At 32.2% G+C, this 24756-nt stretch carries 21 protein-coding genes; 8 read left to right on the top strand and 13 right to left on the bottom strand.

The window, feature by feature from the left end:
* Positions 1-3154: hypothetical protein (locus FVF61_RS00970; protein ID WP_148452331.1), on the bottom strand; the 3154-nt coding region annotated here is incomplete at its 3' end.
* 210 nt (positions 3155-3364) lie between these two features.
* On the opposite strand from FVF61_RS00970, the gene folE reads away from it, so the two are divergent.
* The 5 genes from folE to FVF61_RS00995 all read left to right on the top strand — a co-directional run bounded on the left by folE (position 3365) and on the right by FVF61_RS00995 (position 7471).
* Positions 3365-4042 (top strand): GTP cyclohydrolase I FolE, encoded by a 678-nt coding sequence (gene folE, locus FVF61_RS00975; RefSeq protein ID WP_148452333.1) that lies wholly within the window; start codon positions 3365-3367, stop codon positions 4040-4042.
* Positions 4043-4124: 82 nt separating this feature from the next.
* Positions 4125-5609 carry a cysteine--tRNA ligase gene (cysS, locus tag FVF61_RS00980; protein ID WP_148452335.1) on the top strand — a complete coding sequence of 495 codons (1485 nt, stop codon included), beginning with the start codon at positions 4125-4127 and terminating at the stop codon, positions 5607-5609.
* A 2-nt stretch (positions 5610-5611) separates the two neighbouring features.
* Positions 5612-5848: a membrane protein insertion efficiency factor YidD gene (gene yidD / locus FVF61_RS00985; protein ID WP_148452337.1), complete on the top strand. Its 237-nt coding sequence runs from the start codon at positions 5612-5614 to the stop codon at positions 5846-5848.
* Between the two features lie 196 nt (positions 5849-6044).
* Positions 6045-6974, top strand: coding sequence for a prolipoprotein diacylglyceryl transferase (lgt, locus tag FVF61_RS00990; RefSeq protein WP_148452339.1), 930 nt, complete (start codon positions 6045-6047; stop codon positions 6972-6974).
* 2 nt (positions 6975-6976) lie between these two features.
* On the top strand, positions 6977-7471 hold the full coding sequence (locus FVF61_RS00995) for a DUF192 domain-containing protein (RefSeq protein WP_148452341.1): 495 nt from the start codon (positions 6977-6979) through the stop codon (positions 7469-7471).
* Positions 7472-7588: 117 nt separating this feature from the next.
* On the opposite strand, the gene secDF is transcribed toward FVF61_RS00995, so the two are convergent.
* From secDF to asnB, 11 genes are all read right to left on the bottom strand, one after another.
* Complete coding sequence (gene secDF, locus FVF61_RS01000) at positions 7589-10579, bottom strand: protein translocase subunit SecDF (RefSeq protein ID WP_148452343.1); 2991 nt, start codon at positions 10577-10579, stop codon at positions 7589-7591.
* 149 nt (positions 10580-10728) lie between these two features.
* Complete coding sequence (locus FVF61_RS01005; protein WP_148452345.1) at positions 10729-11388, bottom strand: hypothetical protein; 660 nt, start codon at positions 11386-11388, stop codon at positions 10729-10731.
* A gap of 11 nt (positions 11389-11399) precedes the next feature.
* A complete protein-coding gene (gene mdh, locus FVF61_RS01010) occupies positions 11400-12326 on the bottom strand; it encodes a malate dehydrogenase (protein ID WP_148452347.1) in 927 nt (308 codons plus the stop codon).
* Between the two features lie 116 nt (positions 12327-12442).
* A complete protein-coding gene (gene gyrB, locus FVF61_RS01015) occupies positions 12443-14392 on the bottom strand; it encodes a DNA topoisomerase (ATP-hydrolyzing) subunit B (protein WP_148452349.1) in 1950 nt (649 codons plus the stop codon).
* 317 nt (positions 14393-14709) lie between these two features.
* Entirely contained in the window at positions 14710-15438 is a 729-nt protein-coding gene (locus FVF61_RS01020; RefSeq protein ID WP_148452351.1) for a DUF6090 family protein, read from the bottom strand.
* Between the two features lie 3 nt (positions 15439-15441).
* Complete coding sequence (locus tag FVF61_RS01025) at positions 15442-16185, bottom strand: DUF6090 family protein (protein WP_148452353.1); 744 nt, start codon at positions 16183-16185, stop codon at positions 15442-15444.
* A gap of 42 nt (positions 16186-16227) precedes the next feature.
* Positions 16228-16980 (bottom strand): DUF6090 family protein, encoded by a 753-nt coding sequence (locus FVF61_RS01030; protein ID WP_199757244.1) that lies wholly within the window; start codon positions 16978-16980, stop codon positions 16228-16230.
* 62 nt (positions 16981-17042) lie between these two features.
* Positions 17043-17741: a DUF6090 family protein gene (locus FVF61_RS01035; RefSeq protein WP_148452357.1), complete on the bottom strand. Its 699-nt coding sequence runs from the start codon at positions 17739-17741 to the stop codon at positions 17043-17045.
* On the bottom strand, positions 17734-18516 hold the full coding sequence (locus tag FVF61_RS01040; protein ID WP_148452359.1) for a hypothetical protein: 783 nt from the start codon (positions 18514-18516) through the stop codon (positions 17734-17736). The genes FVF61_RS01035 and FVF61_RS01040 overlap by 8 nt, the downstream gene beginning before the upstream one ends.
* Complete coding sequence (locus FVF61_RS01045) at positions 18509-19276, bottom strand: DUF6090 family protein (protein ID WP_148452361.1); 768 nt, start codon at positions 19274-19276, stop codon at positions 18509-18511. Before FVF61_RS01045 ends, FVF61_RS01040 begins: the two co-directional genes overlap by 8 nt.
* Before the next feature lie 94 nt (positions 19277-19370).
* Positions 19371-21035 (bottom strand): asparagine synthase B, encoded by a 1665-nt coding sequence (gene asnB / locus FVF61_RS01050; protein WP_148452363.1) that lies wholly within the window; start codon positions 21033-21035, stop codon positions 19371-19373.
* A gap of 259 nt (positions 21036-21294) precedes the next feature.
* Here asnB and FVF61_RS01055 point away from each other — a divergent pair, with 259 nt between their 5' ends.
* Entirely contained in the window at positions 21295-21828 is a 534-nt protein-coding gene (locus tag FVF61_RS01055; protein WP_148452364.1) for a DUF2911 domain-containing protein, read from the top strand.
* A gap of 47 nt (positions 21829-21875) precedes the next feature.
* Here FVF61_RS01055 and FVF61_RS01060 read toward each other — a convergent pair whose 3' ends face one another.
* On the bottom strand, positions 21876-22508 hold the full coding sequence (locus FVF61_RS01060; protein WP_148452366.1) for a 7-carboxy-7-deazaguanine synthase QueE: 633 nt from the start codon (positions 22506-22508) through the stop codon (positions 21876-21878).
* Positions 22509-22611: 103 nt separating this feature from the next.
* Between FVF61_RS01060 and FVF61_RS01065 the strand changes: the two genes are divergently transcribed.
* The gene (locus FVF61_RS01065) at positions 22612-24150 is read left to right on the top strand and encodes a helicase HerA-like domain-containing protein (RefSeq protein ID WP_148452368.1); all 1539 of its coding nucleotides are present in this window, start codon (positions 22612-22614) and stop codon (positions 24148-24150) included.
* A 49-nt stretch (positions 24151-24199) separates the two neighbouring features.
* The gene (locus FVF61_RS01070; protein WP_148452370.1) at positions 24200-24754 is read left to right on the top strand and encodes a hypothetical protein; all 555 of its coding nucleotides are present in this window, start codon (positions 24200-24202) and stop codon (positions 24752-24754) included.
* The last annotated feature ends 2 nt before the right edge of the window (positions 24755-24756 follow it).

Genomic DNA, 24756 nt, shown 5'->3' on the forward strand with positions numbered 1-24756 from the left:
TATAATATTGACCTCCTGTTAAAACTGGAAGCACATAACTATCACAAACAGTAACATCTACAGGTGCATCAACTGTTGGTGTTGTATTTACAACTACAGTAACTGTATTGGTTGCAGTATCGTTTGGTGGTGATAAACCACTATCTGTTAATGTGACTTCATAAATTGTAGTTGCAGCAGGTGGAGGCGATAAAAGCAACGTAGCATTCGTGCCTATAACCGTAGCATTTCCTTGAACATTCCAACTATAACTATAGGCTCCAATAGCTACAGCTGGCGAAGGATTAGCTGTTAAAGTTACATCGGCTCCTGCATCATGACAAATGGATGGCATGTCTGCTGTCGCTGTAACAGATATAGTACAAACATCAATAGTGACTATAAAACTATTTTCATTAAAACAGTTAGGAGTGGTCCCTGTTTCTTCATATACATAAATAGTTTGAGTGCTTGTTATTAAATCTCCTGCATTTAACATTGTTCCAGTTCCTCCTGCTGCAGTATAATATGTTCCATTTGTTAATGCCGGTAAAGCATATTCATTACATATTGTAACATCTGCTGGCGCATCGACTATTGGAGTAGTATTAATAGTTACAACAAAGCTGTTTTCTGCAAAACAATTTGGAGTAGTTCCAGTTTCTTCATAAACATATATGGTTTGTGAGCTATTAATAGATGTTCCTGCTGTTATTAGACCTCCTGTACCTCCTGGACCATTATAATATTGACCACCTGTTAAAGATGGAAGCACATAACTATCACAAGCAATAACATCTGTAGGCGCATCAACTGTTGGTGTTTGATTAATGGTAACCACAAAACTATTTTCATCAAAACAGTTTGGAGTGGTTCCAGTTTCTTCATAAACATATATGGTTTGTGTGCTAGAGATAGTATCTCCTGTATTTAATGTAGTTCCTGTTCCTCCAGCTCCAGTGTAGTAATTTCCACTTCCTAATGCTGGTAAAATATAGCTATCACATGCTGTAACATCTGCTGGCGCAGATACTGTTGGTGTTATATTAACAGTAACTGTTACTGTAATTGTTGCTGTATCATTTGGTGGCGTTAAACCACTATCGGTTAATGTAACTTCGTAAATTGTAGTTGCTGCAGGTGGAGGCGATAAAAGCAAAGTAGCATTCGTGCCTAAAACCGTAGCATTTCCTTGAACATTCCAACTATAACTATAAGCACCAACTGCTATGGCTGGACTTGGCGTTGCAGTTAACGTAACATCTACTCCAGCATCATGGCAAATTGTTGGCATATCAGCAGATGCAGATACTGACAACGTACAAGGGTTTATAGTTACAACAAAGCTATTTTCATCGAAACAATTTGGAGTGGTTCCTGTTTCTGCATAGACATAAATGGTTTGTGTAGTTGTAATAATGTCTCCTGCATTTAACATGGTTCCTGTACCTCCAGGGCCACCAGTTGCTGTATAATAGTCACCAACTGTCAAAGCTGGTAACGTATAATCATTACATGCAGTAACATCTGCTGGAGCATCAGCAATTGGAGAAGCAATAACATCAACTGTTTCAGAAACAGACATTGGTCCACCACAAACAGAATTCAAGTTATTTGCTGAAAGTAAATTAATCGTTTGAGAGCTAGTCACTCCTGGAATGGTAATGACATAAGTGCCGGAAGCATCTATTGTTATAGATTGTGTTGCTCCTCCATTAATATTGAATTCTACCACATCATTTTCTGATCCAGTAATGGTAAACACAGCGTCTCCTGTATCACATAAATCTGCACTGCTAGTAACTGTTACTACTGGTGTTGGTGATACAACTACGGTTATGGGTCTAGTAGCAACATATTCTACTCCAGTAAAAGCATCTGTATAAGTTACTTCAGCTATGTATGTAGTTGTTTGACTTGGTGTAACCACTAAGGCATTTGGATCTGTACCTAAAACAGTTCCAGCCTCATCTAACCATTGAAACGTAGTAATGGATGTGCCATTTGGAATAAATTGATACGCTTCTGGTGATAAGAAAGGAATATCCCAAACCCCTGTATTTCTTCCAGGAGGAGAAAGTCCTTGATTACCTGCGTTATTCTGTATGCCTATTGCAGCTCTTCCTCCAGCCCAACTTGCACAAACTGGTTTTTCAAATATATAAGTTTCAATAACATTTGTTGTTTCATAAAACATAATCATTTGAGTAGTTTTCAATGAATTACATGCAAATTGAGCAACAGTTTGAAAGCCAAATATAAATACCCTAAAAGGGGCATCTCCTTTTACGCTGTACGTAATATTAAAATCTGTCCCTAAGGTTCCTGAAGCACTTGGGTCTGTATCATGTATGGCACCAAAAATGTTCCCATCTCTTAAGGCAGCATCTGTATTATTAGGAATTAAAGCTCCAGCAGCTGGAGTCCAGAAATGCCCATTACCTGCATTACTCAAATCAAAACTTACTGCTCCATTTGTTGACAACACACATTGTGTATAATTATTTTGATAAAAATCAAAATCGAAAGCAAAATTGATAATTGAACTCCAATTATCATCTGTTGTTAGAGCAGCACCAGTAGAAATATCAGAAAAACTAAAAGATGGATTAAATGGAATTGTATTTACTTCATAGCTGTTAGTTACTCCTGCATCTGTGTATTGTGCAGTTAAAGTTAATGGTGCAATGGTTCCTGTATTTAAATCAACACAACCACCATTCGCAATACATACATTATTTCCACAAGACTCAGTTCCATTTGTTGTTTCTAACAACAAGTTAAAAGAACCTTGTCCAGAACTTTTAAACGAGGGAAACATTCTGATTTCAATAACTGCTGTATCACAATTGGTCGGGTTGGCATTTTCACAAATCTGATATGTTATATAGTAAATTCCTTGAGGTGTATTAGCAGCAATATTTACAAATCCAAACGGATTGAAAGTTAAAAATCCAGATGGATCTGGAATTACTTCTGTATAAGTGAAATTTAAATAGTTTCCAAATGTGATAGGAGATCCATTAAAATAATCGTTTAAAAATATGCGATCTCCAGTAGAAACTGAAACAGCTGGGAAATCTGATCTTCCAACAAGCACATCATCAATTGCTATAAGTTGAGCAAATGAATTAGTTATAAACAGAAAGAAACAAAGAGTAATAATTTTTTTCATAAGGGAAAATGTAAAACACGAATTAATTAATTTAACACAATAGATGTCAATACATTATAGACAAATTATTAAAAAATAATGGCTCAAATTAAGAAAATTTTATGAAATAGTCCGTTAAAATACTAATGAAATTAATTCTGTGTTAATAAAACTCTTATAAATTATGTATTTTCATATCTTTGCAGATTAAACATATATTTAAATTATCGGATGAAATTTGACGAAAAGTTAGAAGAATTTGAGTCTTTAGGAGATAACCATGTTGGAACATCTTCAAACACTCCCATGCGACAAGATGCTTTTAAACTAACAAACGAAGAGAAGATTGACATTATTAAAGATGATGTGCAACATATCATGGAAACCTTAGGACTAGATCTTACTGACGATAGTTTAAAAGGCACACCTAATAGAGTTGCAAAAATGTTTGTAAAAGAGCTTTTTGGAGGTCTTAATCCAGACAAAAAACCAAGCGCATCAACTTTCGAAAATAAATATCAATACGGTGAAATGTTAGTAGAAAAAAACATTACTGTTTATTCTACTTGCGAGCACCATTTACTACCAATTGTAGGGAAAGCTCATGTAGCTTATATTTCAAACGGAACCGTTGTTGGCTTATCTAAAATGAATAGAATAGTAGATTATTTTGCGAAACGTCCTCAAGTTCAAGAAAGATTAACCATTCAAATAGTTAAAGAATTACAAGAGGTTTTAAATACTCAAGATGTGGCATGTGTAATAGATGCTAAACATTTATGCGTTAATTCTCGTGGCATTAGAGATACTGAAAGCAGCACGATTACATCAGAATTTGGTGGAAAATTTAAAGACAAAGAAACTAAAAGAGAATTTTTAGATTATATTAAATTAGATACTTCTTTTTAATGTTCGGTATGAAGTAAACGCTTAATTGACTTTTATTAGCTTATAACTTTTCAATATACAACTAAACAACATACATTACATCATGCATCTTTACAAACAACAAGACATAAAAATATACAATTCACTTTCAGGTGAAAAAGACATTTTTAATCCTATTCATGAAGGCTATGTTGGTATGTATGTTTGTGGACCTACTGTTTATAGTAATGTACATTTAGGAAACGTAAGAACCTTTATGTCTTTTGATATGATTTACAGATATCTAAAACATTTAGGTTATAAAGTTAGGTATGTAAGAAACATAACTGATGCTGGCCATTTAGAAAACGATGCTGATGTAGGAGAAGATAGAATTGCAAAAAAAGCACGTTTAGAAGAAATTGAACCAATGGAAGTTGTACAAAGATACACTGTAGATTTTCATAATATTTTAAATGCCTTTAATTTTCTACCTCCAAGTATTGAGCCTACAGCAACTGGACATATTATTGAACAAATAGAATTGATAAAAACCATTATTGACAACGGCTTTGCTTACCAAGTCAATGGTTCTGTTTATTTTGATGTTTTAAAATACAACGAAACAAATAATTATGGCATTTTAAGCAAGCGTAAAGTAGAAGATTTAATTCATAACACTCGCGAGCTTGATGGACAAAGTGACAAGAAAAACCCTCAGGATTTTGCCCTTTGGAAAAAAGCCGAACCTCAGCATATTATGCGTTGGCCTTCTCCTTGGAGCGATGGTTTTCCAGGATGGCATTTGGAATGTACTGCTATGAGCACGAAATATTTGGGTGAACATTTTGATATTCATGGTGGTGGTATGGACTTAAAATTTCCACATCACGAATGTGAAATTGCACAAAACCAAGCTGCTAAAGGACAAACACCTGTTAATTATTGGATGCATGCCAACATGCTTATTATGAATGGTAAGAAGATGGCAAAATCGACTGGGAATTTTATTCTTCCAAATGAAATTTTTTCTGGAGACAATCCACACATCACTAAAGGTTTTTCACCTGCAGTAGCACGTTTTTTCATGCTTCAAGCACATTATAGAAGTGTATTAGACTTCACAAACGATGGCCTTTTAGCCAGTGAAAAAGGTTTTAATAGATTGATGGAAGCCATACATTTATTAGAAGGCCTACCAACTTCAACCACATCTACATTTCATGTTTTAGAATGGAAACAAAAATGTTACGATGCCATGAACGACGATTTTAATACACCTATTTTAATCGCACATTTATTTGAAGCTGCAAAAAATATCAATCAAATTAATGATGCTAAAGGAAGTATTACTAAAGAAGATTTAAGTCTTCTAAAAGAAGCCATTCATGGGTTTGTATTTGATATTATGGGGCTTTTAGATACAGCATCTATTGATGTTAACGGAACTGACAAATTATCTGGAACAGTAGAGTTACTTATCAAACTTCGTCAGGAAGCAAGAGCGAATAAGGATTTTGCATTATCAGATCAAATTCGAGATGAGTTGGAGGCCATTGGTATTCAATTAAAAGACGGAAAGGATGGAACTTCGTTTTCGACTAATTAATTATGAAAAAAATAATAGTTGCTCCTTTCTTATTCCTTATAAAAGTTTATCAAACTATTATTTCTCCATTTACGCCTGCAACCTGTAGGTTTCAACCTACCTGTTCTTATTACACTAAAGAAGCATTAGAAAAACATGGATTCTTAAAAGGTGGTAAGCTAGCTATTACAAGGATTTTTAGTTGTCATCCTTGGGGACGTTCTGGTTACGATCCTGTTCCGGAAAAGGATGACAACTAAAAACTAGCCAACGCGCCAACGCGCCTGTTCGCTAAAAATGTACACTGTACATTTTCTTCAACGCTCCATCGCCTTGGGGACGTTCTGGTTACGATCCTGTTCCTGAAAAATTAGATAAAAAATAACATTTCCTTACAACCCTTTCCTTTTTAATCCATTTTCATTTGTCTATATTTACAAGCATAAAATAAAATCTATGTTTTTACTTAAGTTCGATTGGAATCCTATAACCGGAATAGATATCATTGGAAATTTCAAACTTCATTTTTACAGCATGATGTGGATTATAGCCTTCCTATTAGGCTGGTATATTATGAAACGTATTTTTATAAAAGACAAGATAAAACTAGAATATTTAGACCCATTGTTTATATATACGGTTTTTGCCACCATGCTTGGTGCAAGATTAGGACATGTGTTATTCTACCAATCTGAATTAATTACGCAAGATTTTTTTAGCATCTTTTTACCAGTACGTTTTTATCCAGAATTCGAGTTTACCGGCTTTCAAGGCTTAGCTAGTCATGGTGCTGCCATAGGCATTATAATTGGTATGTATTTATATAGACGAAAATATAAATACAAATCATTATTGTGGATATTAGACCGAGTGGTTATTCCTGTTGCTTCTGGAGCTGTCTTTATTAGAATTGGAAATTTTATTAATTCTGAAATTATTGGAAAAGTTACAGATTCGAATTTTGGAGTAAGGTTTATACAAGATCAATATAGTAAAGGTGAAGCCATGCAGCTCACTGGCATGAAAACACCTAAAGAAGCCTATGATGCTATTGCTACAAATCCACAATTTACTGAGATATTACAAGCAGTTCCGTATAGACATCCAGCACAATTATATGAAGCATTTTGTTATGTTTTTGTATTTCTAATCTTATGGTATTTTTATTCGAAAACAAATAAAGGCAATCAGACAGGATTTTTATTCGGATTGTTTTTAGTACTATTATGGACTATTAGACTATTTGTAGAATTTGTAAAAGAACCTCAGGGAGATGAATACATTACTTTCTTAGGACTTAATACTGGACAAATGTTGAGCATTCCTTTTATTATTATTGGGCTATATTTTATGTTTGTTTATAAGCCTAAAACTCCAGTAATTTAATCATGCCTTTAAAAATAAAACATACTTTACCTTATGTTTTTACTATAAGTACGATTGCTTTTAGTGTAACAACATCTTGTAAAGAAGACAAAAAAGTAATTAAACAAGTTGAAATTCCTTTCACTAAAGAAGGTGAATTAACACTCTATAAATCTACATCAGATTCTATAATCTCTAAAATAGATATTGAAATTGCAGATACCGATTATGATACTCAAACAGGTTTGATGTACAGAAATTCGATGAAAAAACATCAAGGCATGTTATTTGTCTTTCAAGATGAAAGACCTCGATCATTTTATATGAAAAACACCAAATTCCCTTTAGATTTAATATATCTAGATGAGAATAAAACCATTGTTAGTTTTCAGGAAAATGCACAACCTTTAAATGAAAGTTCATTACCTTCTAATACTCCAGCTAAATATGTTCTTGAAGTAAATGCTGGCTTAGTCAATAAATGGCAACTTCAAATTGGAGATAGAATCGAATATTAAATAACATCTTATTATTTGATTTGATACAAATCAATTCTCATTAACAAAACAATAAAACTAAAAAAGCCTATTTGATATTTATCAAATAGGCTTTTTTAGTTTTATTAAAGATGTTTTTTAAGCTTTCGCCTCTTCAACTTCTTCACTTATTTTATGTTTTAATGAGTCTTTAGCATCACCTTTCTTAACTGAATCGTACATGATAGGAGTTGCAATAAATAAGGATGAATAAGTACCAACTATAACACCTATTATTAATGCAAACATAAATCCTCTAATAGAATCTCCACCAAAAATGAATATTGCTAATAACACAACCAAGGTTGTTAAAGAGGTATTTAACGTTCTACTTAACGTACTGCTTAAAGAAGCATTAATTACTTTATCGAATGGCCAAGTTGTGTGTTCATTAAAAAATTCACGAATTCTATCAAATACAACCACTGTATCGTTTAATGAGTAACCAATTACAGTTAAAATTGCTGCAATAAAGGCTTGGTCTATTTCCATTGTAAATGGCATAAACTTATATGTTAAAGAGAAAACACCTAACACAATAAGTACATCGTGGAAAACAGCTGCAACTGCTCCAAGAGAGAATTGCCATCTTTTAAAACGGAATAAGATATAAAGGAATACCACTACTAAAGATCCTAAGATAGCCCAGAAAGATGCTTTTTTAATATCATCTGCAATGGTTGGACTTACTTTGTAGTATTTCATTAAACCTACTGTTTTATGATCGTCATCACTTATAAAATCTTCATAAGTAACACCTTCTAAATGTGGTAATAATGCAGTAAATAATGTTTGTCTTATTTCTTCATCAACTTCAGCTCCAGTTTCATCAACTTTAAACTTGGTGGTAATTTTTAACTGATTAGAACTTCCAAATGTTTTAGCATCTGCAGATCCAAATACTTCAGGAGCAGAAAGTGTACTTGTAATTTCAGAAGAACTTACGTCTTGTGCAAAACGTACTTGATAGGTTCTACCTCCAACAAAATCTACACCTTGATCTAAACCGTTTGTAAATAAAGAACCTAAACTTAAAACGATTAAAATTCCAGAAAAGATATAAGCAACTTTACGTTTCTTTAAGAAATCGATATTGATGTTTCTAAATAAGTTTTTAGTAATTCCTGTAGAGAAATCTAATTTCCCTCCTCTTCCAACATACCAATCTACAATTAATCTAGTAATGAAAATAGCTGTAAATAAAGAAGTAGCAATACCAATTAATAAAGTAGTTGCAAACCCTTTAATTGGTCCTGTTCCAAAAATAAATAAAATTAATGCAGTAAGACCAGTAGTAATGTTAGCATCTAAAATGGATGATAGGGCATTACTAAATCCGTCTTGAATAGATTCTTTTTGACCTTTACCTTTCGTTAACTCTTCTCGAATTCGTTCAAAGATAAGCACGTTTGCATCGACCGACATACCAATTGTTAATACGATACCTGCAATACCAGGAAGTGTTAATACAGCTCCTAAACCAGAAAGCACACCAAATATTAATAAGATGTTTAATGCCATGGCAACATCTGCAAATAAACCAGCTTTACCATAATAAAATACCATCCATAATAACACTAAAACAAGTGCAATCATGAAAGACATTTTACCACTATCAATAGCTTCTTGACCTAAAGATGGTCCAACTACTTCAGATTGAATAATATCTGCAGAAGCAGGTAATTTACCAGCACGTAATACGTTAGCTAAATCGGTAGCTTCATTTAAAGTAAAGTCTCCAGAAATTTGAGAATTACCTCCAGAAATAGCTCCTGTTGTAACTCCTGGTGCAGAATACACCACATTATCAAGAACAATAGCAATTTGACTTCCTTGAGTAAATGCTTTTCCAGTCATTTCTTCCCAAATCTTAGCTCCTTTTGCATTCATTTGCATAGAAACTACAGGCTTACTTGTTGGACCAAAATCCTGACGAGCATCTGTAACAACAGCTCCACTTAATGGTGGCACATTATCTCTATTACCAACTAAAGCATATAAATCTATAATCTCACTATCTTTTTCTGGTTTCCCGAATAAAAATTTTACATCACGCATTTCTGCTGGAATTAAAGCTCTTACTTCTGGCATGTTTAAATACTCAAGTACCTGATCTTTATCTTTTATAGCAAATTGAGCTACAATTGGACCCCCTTGATAACCAAATCCTCTAATAAGTTTTCCAATAGGATTACTTTCAACAGATAAAGAATCTGGATCATCACCTAATAAATCTGCAATTTTATCGTCTTCAGTTTCAATTGATTCTTCAACAACTTCTTCTAATAAAACTTCCTCTTCTTCTGCAGCTTCAATTTCTTTTATTAACTCGTTAGCTTGGCTTAAAAAACCAACAAACGTTTCTCCTTTGTAAGCATCCCAGAATTCTAATTGAGCTGTACTTTGTAATAATTTTGTAGCACGCTCTGCATCTTTAACACCAGGTAATTCAACAAGAATACGTCCAGAAGAACCTAAACGTTGAATGTTTGGAGATGTTACACCAAACTCATCAATACGTTTACGTAATACTTCGAAAGCTGAAACAATAGATTCATCGATTTTCCTTTCAATGATAGGTCTTACCTGATCATCAGACATATCGAAAGTAATCTCTTCGCTTAATGTTCTATTAGCAAAAATATCTGGTGAAGCTAATTTTGTATCTCCTTTAATGGCATCAAAAGAAACGAAGAAATCTTCTAAATACGTATTTTGACTATTTTTCTGAAGCTCTGAAGCATCGTCTAAAGCTTTATTAAAAACTGGGTCTTTACTGTAATTAGATAATCCTTTTAAGATATCCTTTACAGAAACCTGAAGAATAACGTTAACACCACCTTTAAGGTCTAAACCAAGATTCATGGCATTTTCCTTAACTTCGTTATACGTATATTCTGCAATACCTAAATTATAAACATTTTCGTTAGCGATTGAATCTAAATACTGACGTTCTCTTTCAGCATCGCCACTTGCATAAACTTTTGCTTCTTCGTCAATACTGTTTGCCTTAAATGTAAAAGACAATTGGTAAATACTTACCAAACCAAATAAAATTGCAAATAGTTTTACTAATCCTTTATTCTGCATTATTTATTAAATTAATTAGTTCTTTGTTGATATTTTTAAAAACGAGCAAATATATATCTTCTATACTTATTTAACAAAAGGTTTAAGATATATAACAAAAAAAACAGCTATAAAAAAGCTGTTTTTTTTGTTATATTAAATTTGTAGGCTTACATACCTTGCAACTTGTCTGTTTTTTCGTATCCTTCTGGAGGTGTCATATCGAACTTATCATCTGAAACAGATTCTTTTTTAATTTCTGTAACTTCATGAGTTACAGTTAAATTCATTCCCGATTGATTCATATCCATAGTCATATATAATGGATATCCATTTAATTCTGCTCCTAGCATGGTAGATTGCTGTGAGATAGCACTTAATTTATCTGTTGTATAAACATCCATTTTCACAATAACACCATCTTTATTTACCTCAATATTATACTCTTGACAATCATAACCAAGAACATTTTTGGTTTCATCACCTTTTGCAATTGTGATATTCTTTAAATCTTCTTCTGAAGGTTCCATACTATTAACAGCATATTTCTTTCCTATCTGGTTGTTCATAGCAATTAACATTTGTTTACTATCGTTATCCATAATTGAAAACGAAGAACCTGTCATCATATTAGATGTTTCAGAACGTGTCTTATTACCTTTAAAATAAGTGGTAGTTAGTATATCTCCAATCATAGCTAATTGGCTTTGAATTTGAGCATTATCAGTTGACATAGTTTGTTTTGAAAAAACAACACCTTCTGTAATACTTTCTTGCGAAAAACTAATGGTAGTGATTGCAACAAATAATAGTAATAATACTTTTTTCATTTGATTTATTTTTATAATTCTAATAATCCGTTAGTTTTTCTTACAGCTTCAGCACTTTCAAGCATGTTTGCTTTTTCAGCATCGCTTAAATCCATTTCAACGATTTTTTCAATACCATTTTTTCCAAGGATTACAGGAACACCTATACAAATGTCATTCATTCCATATTCTCCTTCTAAATATACTGAACAAGGGAATAGTTTCTTCTGGTCGCAAGCAATAGCTTGAACCAAACTACTTACAGCTGCTCCTGGAGCATACCAAGCCGAAGTACCTAATAATTTAGTAAGAGTTGCACCACCAACTTTCGTGTCTTCTTTAACTTGCTCTAAACGATCTGCTGATAAAAATGCAGATACAGGAACAGAATTTCTAGTTGCTAATCTGGTTAATGGTATCATTCCAGTATCACTATGTCCACCTAAAACCATGCCATCTACATCACTAATTGGAGCACCTAAAGCTTCTGCTAATCTATATTTAAAACGAGCAGAATCTAATGCACCTCCCATGCCAATAATTCTATGTTTTGGTAATCCTGTAGCTTTAGCAGCTAAGTAAGCCATAGTATCCATTGGATTACTAACAACTATTAGTATGGTATTTGGAGAGTGTTGCACCAAACTAGAAGAAACAGCTTTTACAATGCCTGCATTGATACCAATTAACTCTTCACGAGTCATTCCTGGTTTTCTAGGAATCCCAGATGTAATCACACAAATATCGCTATTTGCTGTTGCCGAATAATCATTAGTTATTCCTGTTATCTTTGTATCAAATCCATTTAATGAAGCTGTTTGCATTAAATCCATAGCTTTACCTTCTGCAAAACCATCTTTAATATCTAATAAAACGACTTCTGAAGCGAAATTTTTAATAGCTATGTATTCTGCACAACTGGCACCTACTGCTCCTGCTCCAACTACTGTTACTTTCATAAAATTATATATTTTTAATGTGTTGATTTTTAAGACTGCAAAATTACAAATAATAATAGTGCAAATGAAAAAGCAGAAGTATTATCTTCTGCTTTAACTGTAATTATTTAAATCTATTAGGCATCTATATTCGCATAAATAGCATTCTTTTCAATAAATTCTCTACGTGGTGGCACTTCGTCTCCCATAAGCATAGAGAAAATTCTATCTGCTTCAGTACCATTATCTATTTGAACCAAACGCATAGTTCTAAATTCTGGATTCATTGTGGTATCCCAAAGCTGCTCTGCATTCATCTCTCCAAGACCTTTATAACGTTGGATATTTACGCTTCCTCCAAATTCTTCAGCTAGTGCATCTCGTTCTTTATCTGACCAAGCATAGGCTTTTTTCTGACCTTTTTTAACTAAATATAAAGGTGGTGTTGCAATATAAATATGACCATTCTCAATCAGTTCCTTCATATATCTAAAAAAGAACGTCAAAATTAATGTTGCAATGTGAGACCCATCAATATCAGCATCACACATGATGACTACCTTATGATAACGTAATTTTGACAAATTCAAAGCTTTACTATCTTCTTCTGTTCCTATGGTAACACCGAGTGCTGTAAAGATGTTTTTAATTTCTTCATTTTCGAACACTTTGTGAGTCATGGCTTTCTCAACATTAAGAATTTTACCTCTTAAAGGCAAAATAGCTTGAAAAGCTCTATCTCTGCCTTGTTTTGCTGTTCCACCTGCAGAATCTCCCTCTACTAAGAATACTTCGCATTTTGCTGGATCTTGCTCTGAACAGTCTGATAATTTTCCTGGTAAACCACCAATACTCATAACGGTTTTACGTTGCACCATTTCACGAGCTTTTTGAGCTGCATGACGCGCTTGTGCTGCCAGAATAACTTTCTGTACAATTATTTTAGCATCGTCTGGATGTTCTTCCAGATAATCTGTTAACATTTCAGAAACTGCCTGACTTACAGATGCAGAAACTTCTCGATTACCTAATTTTGTTTTTGTTTGACCCTCGAATTGTGGTTCAGCAACTTTCACTGAAATGATAGCTGTTAGTCCTTCACGAAAATCGTCGCCAGCAATATCAAATTTCAACTTATCTAACATCCCAGACTCATCGGCATACTTTTTAAGTGTATGTGTTAATCCACGACGGAAACCAGATAAGTGTGTTCCACCTTCATGTGTGTTAATATTGTTTACATACGAATGTAAGTTTTCTGCATAAGACGTATTATAAACCATGGCAACTTCAACTGGCACACCGTTTTTATCACCTTCAAAAGCAATAACATCTTTCATTAAAGGCTCTCTGTTTCCATCTAAGAATTTTATAAATTCTTTTAAACCTTCTTCTGAATGAAATGTTTCACCTTCAAACGAACCATCTTCTTTTACACGACGCTTATCAATTAAATGAATAGTAATTCCTTTATTTAAATAAGCTAATTCACGCATTCTACTAGCCAAAGTATCATAACTATATTCTAGTGTTTGAGTAAAAATGGTAGAGTCTGGCCTAAAAGTTACAGTGGTTCCTCTTTTATCAGTTTCGCCAATTTGTTTAACTGGATATAAAGATTTTCCTCTTTCATACTCTTGCTCGTAAATTTTTCCATCTCTATAAACGGTAGCTCTTAAATGCTCAGACAAGGCATTTACACAACTTACACCAACACCATGCAATCCACCAGATACTTTATAAGAATCTTTATCGAATTTTCCACCTGCACCAATTTTTGTCATTACAACTTCAAGAGCCGAAACACCTTCTTTTTTATGAAGGTCTACAGGAATACCACGACCATCATCTTCTGTTGTAATCGAGTTATCTTCGTTAATAATAACGGTAATATTGTTACAGTGTCCTGCTAAAGCTTCATCGATCGAGTTATCTACAACTTCGTACACCAAATGGTGAAGACCTCTTGTACCAACATCTCCAATATACATGGAAGGACGCATACGTACATGCTCCATGCCTTCTAATGCCTGAATACTATCTGCTGAATAATTGTGCTTGTTAAATTCTTCTTTTTCTTGACTCATAAGATTATAAATCTATAGGTTAAATATGTTATTATATGTCATAAAAAAAATGACACTTACGCATCATTTTAGGATACTTACAAAGATACAAATTTAAAAGGCTTTTAAAAAGCATTTTAGTGAGTTTAACTTGAAATTATTAACATTTGTTAATTACTTAAAAATGTCTTAAATCGCTTAAAAAGCGCCTTAAAATTGATTTTGGCATTTTTTTTGTAAATGTTAAAACGCAAAAACTACAATCGTTGTTGTGAGGGGATTTATTGCATTTTAGGAAATGAAGATTTTACAGGTTTTTTAGGAAGACTTTAATCTGTTTAAGACTCTTCTATTTTTATTTTTAATTCTTTGGTGATTTCTTTGAGTACTGGAATGATACCTCTTAGCATACTTACATAATTAACATAAAATAATTGGTAGCAACTTATTACTCGATGTCTATATTCTGGACTGTAAAGAAAATAGTCCTGAAGCTCTTTACTACTATTATCTTGCATGATGGTTTTACTCATATATTCAGGATACCAACTATAGTTATCCCTAAATATATTTGTTATCGCTACACTTTCTTGATTAATCCTTTTTTCGAAACCGTCAACAGCTATAAGTTCCAAATACCCATAAATATCTATTATTTTTAGAGACAAACTATCTTTAGCATTCAATGCTTTTAATTGATTGACTCCAGTCATATTTAGGCTTGTACCCATACCTTGTTGTGTTAATATTCTAGATAACCCAACATCAAATAAATCTGGGGTTATAGAATCGTTAATCACTTTTTTAAAAATATATTCTATGCCTCTGAAATAATCTAAGTTAGCAGTCAACTCTTGAATATCGTTATCGATATCTGATAATGTGCGCTCATACACTGAAACAAGTTGCTCTTGTTGGATTCTTTTTTCATTCCAATTATTAATCTGTAATGCAATAAGAATCCCTATTACCACGAGTAATATTTCTCCAATAGCGTATTTGAAGTACTTAGATGTTTTGTTTTCCATGAGAAGGTTTTGACGTATTTTACGAAAGAATTTTATCATAAATTAATTGTCTTTTAGTTCTCTATCTAATAAGTTTATAGTTTCATTAGTCAACCTCAATAAGCCATATTTAACCCAAACTTCATCAGTTGCATTTATTAGGTATATTTTGTTTAGAGTTAAATAGGTCTCAGGATCCTTTAGTAAAATAGATAAATCAGTATCGCTTAATAAAAAATCAGGATGCGTTGGAACTAACGTATGAATTAAAAATTCATCAGGAACAACAGGAAGCATATATAATTTTGCTAATAATTTATCAGCTTCATTGTTACTATGAAAATTAAATATATCGTTACTTCTGTCTTGAACTTTGTTTCTTGAATTGGTATAATCTTTTAATACAGAAAGGCTTTGCTTTAAACTATCACTTAACATTTCAAATTTGCCAGAATTTATAGCCTCTTCTTGAACAGAGTTTAATAAAGATAATATTCTTCCGTAGATCATGGTTGTAAGATAGTGCTTTAAACTATCGTTAGGAATTGTGTATTCTCCTACCGAATAAAGTAGCACTTTATTGAATTTAGAATTGCATTTTTCTAATTCTAAACTATAATTCTCCAACTCATTTTTGTTCTTTAATAATTCACTTTTTAAACCTAACATTAATTGCTGTTTACTGTTTTCTAGTTTTCTTTTTTCATTCCAATTATTAATGCTTAAAGCAATGAGAATACCAATAACGACTAGGATGATTTCTCCAATGGCGTATTTGAAGTACTTTGTAGTCTTGTTTTGTTTCATAAGATCGTATCTTATTTTTCGGAAGAATTTAATCATATATTTTTAGTTGTTCTGAATGGTATTTATTTCATCTAACATAAGCTGACACAATTTAAGTTGCTCAGTTATTGTATCTAATCCAACTTTAATTCCAGACATAAAATACCGAAGTTCTTCTATTAAAATTGAATTATTTATTAAACCGTCAAGTATGTGTTTGCATTCTTCTTCACTTATAAAAGAGTCACATGCTTTAAGTATTTGTGCATCGTTTCTTGTAACATGGCAATGATCCCACATATAGTTTTGAATTTTTGTTGGAATAAGTCCACGAACCATTTTTCGATAAGGTGGATAAATACCTACAGTATGATTATATCTTTCGAGTCCTCCACCATAAAAATAAGACAAGCTATTTCTTAAATCAACGCTCTGCAAAAGTGAAAGTTCACCAGAACTTTTTAATTCTTCATAAGTTGATGAAGTAAGTATTAATGGCCATATTTGGCTAGCATGAAAAAAAGCAACTAGTATTTCCCAATTATTTTTAGATTCTATAGTATCTCCATCTGAATAAGCAAGTGCCAAGTTTCCATATTCAAAAACCTGTTTATAAAAATTAATATTTAGTTCTAAATGTTCTAAATCTAAAATTAGATTTTCTTTTAGTCTTTCAAGATATACTTGTCCTTTTTCTTGTTCTTTCCTTTTCTCATTCCAATTATTAATTTGAAGTGCTATTAAAATACCAATAACCACAAGAATAATTTCTCCAATGGCGTATTTAAAGTACTTACCTGATTTATTCTGTTCCATGAGGTTGTAGCGTATTTTGCGAAAGAATTTGATCATTTGTTTATTAGTTTTACCTTGAATTATTAATGAGACATATCAATTTTTATTAAAAGCTCATCAATTTCAATTATGGCATTATCTAATACATTTTTATACCATTCCATTTGTATAAAATGAAAATGGAAATCATCCAAAAGCTTTGAAAATTGAATAGTATCCACAACATGATATTGTCCTGTTCGCCTTTCGTGAATATAAATTTTACTTAAATAACTCCAACGCTCATCTAATATTTTGCCGTTATCAATAAGTCTTTCGTAAGTAGAATTATAGAGCTTTATAATAGGTTGTACTAGTTGTTTATTAGTGTATCTATTAATTTCATTCCCAGAAATGGCAGCTTGATACGACCCTGAAATTGGATAGAATGTCCGTTGACCTAAATTGAGATAGATTTTAAGCAAAGAATCTATTTTAGGTTTATCTCTAGAAAGTATTAGAGAATCTTTATTAAGCATGTTGTAAGCTTTAATTTTAGGAGTAATTCTACTTAAAACTATGTCTATAAATTGCTTGTCTTGTACTAGGTCGTTTTTTATACCTTGCAAAAATTCTTTTTCGGCAATATTCTGTTTACGTTGCTCATTCCAACTATTAATTTGTAGTGCAATCAGAATTCCAATAACCACGAGAATAATTTCTCCAAAGGCGTATTTTAAGTACTTACCTGTTTTATTTTGTTCCATGAGGTTGTAACGTATTTTGCGAAAGAATTTAATCATTGTTTAATTCTTTATTAATGTCCTTTAAAAGTAATTCAGCTTCTTCTAGAGAGTTTTGAATATGTTTTATATTAGTATTAGTTACTATAATTACCATACTAATGGCATTTACAATTTCAAATTCCTTGTCAGGTTTAACTAAATTACTTTCAAATTCAACGTTTAATTTTTCCCGTATAAGTGCCTTATTGATTTTCTTTGAATTAAACCTAAAATTTTCAGGATGAATAATTACTGATGATTTTATTGTTGGGAATATTTGATTATAAAAGACATTTTGCAGGTTTCCATTTACACTCTCTTTATTAGATTCAGAATTTTGATAATACTTTATAATTTTTGAGCGTAGTGATTTTTCTTTTATTAAATTTAATTGTCCTGTAGTATTTAACTCGTTAAACGTGGTTTCAATGTTAGGATAACTTAAAGAATACATCATTTTACTCAACTTACTGTTAATACTATCAATTTGTAATAAGTTACCTGTTAAACTGAAGTCTTCCAATGTAGATTCGCCAATATCAATTATAATATTACCGAATTCAACACTTCCATTAAATGCATTAATTTGTTTTTCTAAATCATTTTTTAGGCCAACTAAATAATTTTGTTCATTAGAAGTATTAATTATATCCTGATTCCATGTATTAATTTGAAGCGCTATTAAAATCCCTACAACCACTAGGATAATTTCTCCTATAGCGTATTTGAAATACTTTCTTGTTTTATTCTGTTCCATGAGGTTGTAGCGTATTTTGCGAAAGAATTTAATCATTACTATTTATTATTTCATGTTCTAACACCATTATTATTTCATCCAATAATTTTAAGGTTTCTTTTTGTGTAGTATGATAATTATCTGCACTTATGGTTAGATTCTCAATTAAATTTTCAAAAAGAAGTGCATCCAATAAATCTCTATTATCTACATCAAATCCTGAAACTGGAAATTTAAAGACTCTTTCCTCTACAGAAACTGCGTCGGCATTTAGCCAACTACCATGTTCTAATATATAGGTATTTAAAATATCTTCATTTAGATTAAGTGATTCAAATTTTTCTGCTAAAACTTCAACTTTAGGTTTCCATGACGATAATAGGTTTCGCAATTCTACGTTTTCGAATATTCCCAGTTTCCCAGAACTTAACAGGTCATCTAAAAACCCGTTTTGAGGATAGTAAGGCTGGCTATTGAACAAATCATTTAACCACTTATTTAAAATATTTTCGTTTTGGGGTTTACTTTTCTTTCCTGTATGATTAAGAATTTCCATTCCAGAATTTATTATCAATAGAGAAGTGTTTATTCCATCCTCTAAAATTTCCTTATTTTTAATAAAATCTCTCTGTATATTATCTAATGCGCTTTTCTCTTCAATATTTGTCTTTCGCAACTCATTCCAATTATTAATCTGAAGTGCAATAAGAATTCCAATAACCACGAGTACAATTTCGCCAATGGCGTATTTAAAGTATCTGGTTGTTTTACCTTCATTGAGAAGGTTTTGACGAATACGTCTAAAAAATTTAATCATGTGGTTGGTTAGTTAATGTCTAAAGATAACCAATTTCTGAAATAAAAAAACCAGCATTATTTGCTGGTTTTCAATTATTTATTAAAGTAATCTACTAGTAGGCATCTGCATGCACTTTTGCAACAGCTCTACCACTTGGGTCATTCATGTTTTTAAAAGCTTCGTCCCAATCTAAAGCTATTTGGGTGCTACAAGCCACACTTGCTTCTTGTGGCACACTTAACGCTGCAGCATCACTTGGAAAATGTTCCGCAAAAATAGAACGATAATAAAACTCTTCCTTGCTTGTTGGTGTTTGAATTGGAAACTTGTATTTAGCATTTGCTAATTGTTCATCTGTTACTTGTTTTGCAACTACTTCTTTTAACGTATCAATCCAACTGTATCCTACGCCATCGCTAAATTGTTCTTTTTGTCTCCAAGCTATAGCTTCCGGAATCATATCTTCAAAAGCTTTTCTAAGGACCCATTTTTCCATGCGTTCTCCATTTATCATTTTGTCTTGAGGATTGATACGCATAGCCACATCCATAAACTCTTTATCTAAAAATGGCACACGACCTTCAATTCCCCAAGCTGCTAAACTTTTATTTGCTCTTAAACAATCGTATTGATGTAGTTTACTTAATTTTCTAACCGTTTCTTCATGAAACTCTTGGGAATTTGGTGCTTTATGAAAGTATAAATAGCCTCCAAAAAGCTCGTCTGCTCCTTCACCTGACAACACCATTTTTATTCCCATAGATTTAATAACTCGTGCCATTAAATACATAGGCGTACTGGCTCTAACAGTAGTAACATCATAGGTTTCTAAGTTATAAATCACATCTCTAATAGCATCTAATCCTTCTTGAATGGTAAATTTTATTTCATGATGTACAGTTCCTATATGGTCTGCCACTTTTCTAGCTGCAGCTAAATCTGGCGAACCTTCCAATCCTACTGAAAAAGAATGTAGTTGTGGCCACCAAGCTTCAGACGTATCATCACTTTCAATACGTTTTTGCGAATATTTTTTGGCAATGGCAGAAGTAATCGACGAATCTAATCCTCCTGACAATAAAACACCATAAGGTACATCACTCATTAATTGCCTGTGTACTGCAGCTTCTAATGCTTCTTTTATTTTAGCTATACTAGTTTCGTTTTCTTTAACAGCATCAAATTCAGTCCATTCTCTATTGTACCATTTTACATATTTTCCGTCTTCACTAGACATATAATGTCCTGGAGGAAAAAGTTCAATCTTAGCACATATACCTTCAAGAGCTTTTAGTTCGGAAGCCACGTAAAATGTTCCGTTTTTGTCCCAACCAATGTATAAAGGAATAATTCCCATATGATCTCGAGCTATAAAATATGAATCATTATCTACATCGTAAATTGCAAATCCGAAAATGCCATTCATATCATCTACAAAATCAACTCCTTTTTCTTTGTATAATGCAAGAATAACTTCGCAATCGCTTTCGGTTTGAAAGTCATAGGTGTTTTTTAATTGTTTACGTAAGCCTCTATGATTATATATTTCGCCATTGGCTGCTAAGATGAGTTTTTTATCTTCACTCAACAATGGTTGCTTTCCAGAAGCTGGATCCACAATGGCCAAACGCTCATGAGCCATAATCACTTTATCATCACTATAAATACCTGACCAATCTGGTCCTCGATGACGAATGGTTTTAGCCATTTCTAATATTTGAGGTCTTAAATCTTCAGATTTCTGTTTTAAATCGAATGCACATACAATACCACACATAATACTTGTTTTAAATCATCATTTATTTAAATAATAAAGCAAAAATGATTGTTTTATAACAATTACAAAATATATAACCTATTTATGCTTACAATTTAAAATTAAAAACAATAAATTAATTACTATATGAAATTATAATTTAAGATTTTATATGTAATCAACTATAAAATGTAAATTTTAACAAAACGTTTCGACAATAATTAAGACTATTATTTATTTTTAAACTTCAATTAATCAAGTTTCATTTAAAAAATAACCTATGAAAAAATCATCATTTATTTCAACACTAGCATTTTCACTTATCATGTTATTTTCAACAAACATGTCTGCTCAAGATTTTAGTGGTTTAGACAAAAGTCCAATGGATGCAGCTTCTTTTCCAAGCAGCTATAAAGTATCAGACAAACAAGTAAAAGTTATTTATAGCAGACCACAATTAAAAGGCAGAGATGTTAACTCTTTAGCTCCACAAGGTAAAGTTTGGAGAACTGGTGCAAACGAAGCTGCAGAAATCACGTTTTACAAAGATAAATCGTTTGGAAACGAACAAGTTAAAGCAGGAACCTATTCGCTTTTTACCATTCCAGGTGAAAATGAATGGATTGTTATTTTAAATTCAGATATTAATGTTTGGGGAGCTTATTCTTATAATGAAGCAAACGATGTTGCCAGAGTATCTGTTCCAGTAACAGAAAGTAAAGAATCTTTAGAAGCTTTCTCTATTGCTTTTGATGATGACGGAACCATGTATATGGGTTGGGACACTATTAGAATTGCTGTACCAGTTAATTAGAAATAATACATTTATAAAAAAACACCTTGAAATTCAAGGTGTTTTTTTTATGGAATATTCAAATATTTATGTGTTTGCAATGACACTTTCCATTTTGGATTTGACATGACATAATCTACAATTTCAGGAATGACTTTATCGCGTTTGCTCCATTCTGGTTGTAAATATAGAATGCAATCCTTATTTACTTTTGCAGCCTGTTCTTCAGCAAATTTAAAATCACTTTTATTGTAAATTATCATTTTAAGCTCGTGTGCCTTTTGATAAATTTCTTCGGTTGGAAGTTTCATTTTTTTAGGCGATAAACAAATCCAATCCCAAACTCCAGTTAATTTATAAGCCCCAGAAGTTTCAATATGTGTTTGAACACCTTTAGCCTTTAACTGGGTTGTTAAAGCTGTCATATCCCAAGTGAGTGGTTCACCTCCTGTAACTACAATCGTGTTACTAAATTTAACTGCATTTTCAACAATCTTTTCTATTTCAGTTGGCGGATGTAATTCTGCCAACCAACTTTCTTTTACATCACACCAATGGCAACCTACATCGCAACCACCAATTCGAACAAAATAAGCAGCTGTTCCTTTATGGAAACCTTCACCTTGGATGGTATAAAACTCTTCCATTAAAGGCAATAATAACCCCTTATCTATTAGCTCTTGTCTTTCACTTCTAGTCATAGCTTGCAAAGATAGTTGACAGATTTTAGTTTCTTATAAAATTGTTGAAAAGATTTCTATAGGTATTGGTTCAAGATTAGTATTTTTATAAAAATTTTTGAAAATGAATAGACAGGAAACGTTCTTTAATCATATAACCGAAGGAAACACCAACAAAGGTGAATACATTACTTTAGGATCTGCTATGCTCGATGGAAGTACTGTAAAAAATGCCTTTGTTAATGTTCCTTTAAAAACCATGAACAGACATGGACTTATAGCTGGAGCAACTGGAACGGGAAAAACAAAAACCTTACAAGTGCTTGCCGAAAACCTTTCGGAAAAAGGAATTCCAGTAATTCTTATGGATATTAAAGGCGATTTAAGTGGTTTAGCACAACCTAGTCCTGGACATATTAAAATTGACGAACGTCATGATGCCATTGGCTTAGCTTTCGAACCTAAAGCATTTCCTGTTGAAATTTTAACGCTTTCTGCTCAAAATGGCGTCAGACTTCGAGCAACTATTAGCGAATTTGGACCAGTTTTAATCTCAAGAATTTTAGATGTTACCGAAACGCAAGCTGGAATTATTTCTGTCATTTTTAAATATTGCGATGATAATAAATTACCTCTTCTTGACTTAAAAGACTTTAAAAAAATCCTTCAGTATGCTACAAATGAAGGTAAAGAGGAATTTGAAGAAGCCTATGGACGTATTTCTACAGCTTCAACTGGAGCGATATTAAGAAAAATTGTAGAAATTGAACAACAAGGAGGTGATTTGTTTTTTGGTGAAAAATCTTTCGATCCTCAAGATTTATTAAGAATTGATGATAATGGTAAAGGCTATATTAACATCATTCGTTTAACAGATATTCAAGATAAACCAAAATTATTCTCAACATTTATGTTGAGTTTATTGGCTGAAATATACTCTACATTTCCAGAGCAAGGAGATACGGGAAGACCAGAGCTCATTATGTTTATAGATGAAGCTCATTTAATTTTCAATGAAGCTTCTAAAGCCTTATTAAATCAAATTGAAAGCATTGTAAAATTAATAAGAAGCAAAGGGGTTGGCTTGTATTTTGTAACTCAAAATCCAACAGATGTTCCTGAGGCTGTTTTAAGTCAATTAGGATTAAAAGTACAACATGCTTTAAGAGCCTTTACTGCAAAAGACAGAAAAGCCATTAAACTAACAGCACAAAATTATCCAGATACAGAATATTACGATACTGCTAGCGTTCTTACTTCTTTAGGAACTGGAGAAGCTCTGGTTTCTGCCTTAAATGAAAAAGGAAGACCAACACCTTTGGCTGCAACCATGATGCGTGCTCCAATGAGTAGAATGGATATTTTAACAGACTCTGAATTAAAAAATTTATTAAACGATTCTAAGCTTGTTAAAAAATACAACGATGAAGTAGATAGAGAATCTGCTTATGAAATGCTTAATGAAAAAATAGAGCAGGCTGAAGCCAAAGAGTTAAAAGAAAAAGCTCGTAAAGAAAAAGAAGCTATAGAAAAGGCAGAAACTAAAGGCAGAAGCACCTCAACCAGAAAAAGCACCAGAATGAACCCAATAGTAAAAGTTCTAACAAGTGCTACTTTTATTCGAAGTGTTTTTGGAATACTAACCAAAGTCATGAAAAAATAATTAACCCTACTTAAACATTTAAATAAATTAAAAACACCTAAAAAATTATATGAAAAAATCTCTTTTCAGTTTAGCTATCTTAACGCTCTTATTTATTAGTTGCAATAAAGAACAAGACCCATTTCAAATAAGCAAACAACATATTGGTTTGTTAACAGACTCTACGCAAGTAAAAGATTTAAAAGCAGTATTTGATAACGATTCGGTTGTAGTAAGGCTACACGATAATGAATTTACTTTTAATAGAACTGATATTGATATTTTTGATAAAACCGGAAAATTACTATTGACCCTTACCCCAAAAACTGTTAAGGACTCTACATCAACTATTGAAACTGTAAAAGTTTTAGATTCCAGATTTAAAACTGACAAAGGACTAAATACCAAAAGTACCTTTAGAGACATTAATAACAACTATAAAATATCTAGCATTCAAAACACTTTAAAAAATGTGGTTGTTTTTATAAACGACATAAATGCATTTATTACAATTGACAAAAAAGAATTACCAGCCGAATTACAATTCGATATGAACGCAAAAATTGAGGCCATTCAAATACCTGAAAAAGCTAAAATTAAATATTTCATGATTGGCTGGAATTAAAC

The organism is Xanthomarina maritima (assembly GCF_008084905.1).
GTDB classification, from domain to species: Bacteria; Bacteroidota; Bacteroidia; order Flavobacteriales; family Flavobacteriaceae; genus Xanthomarina; species Xanthomarina maritima.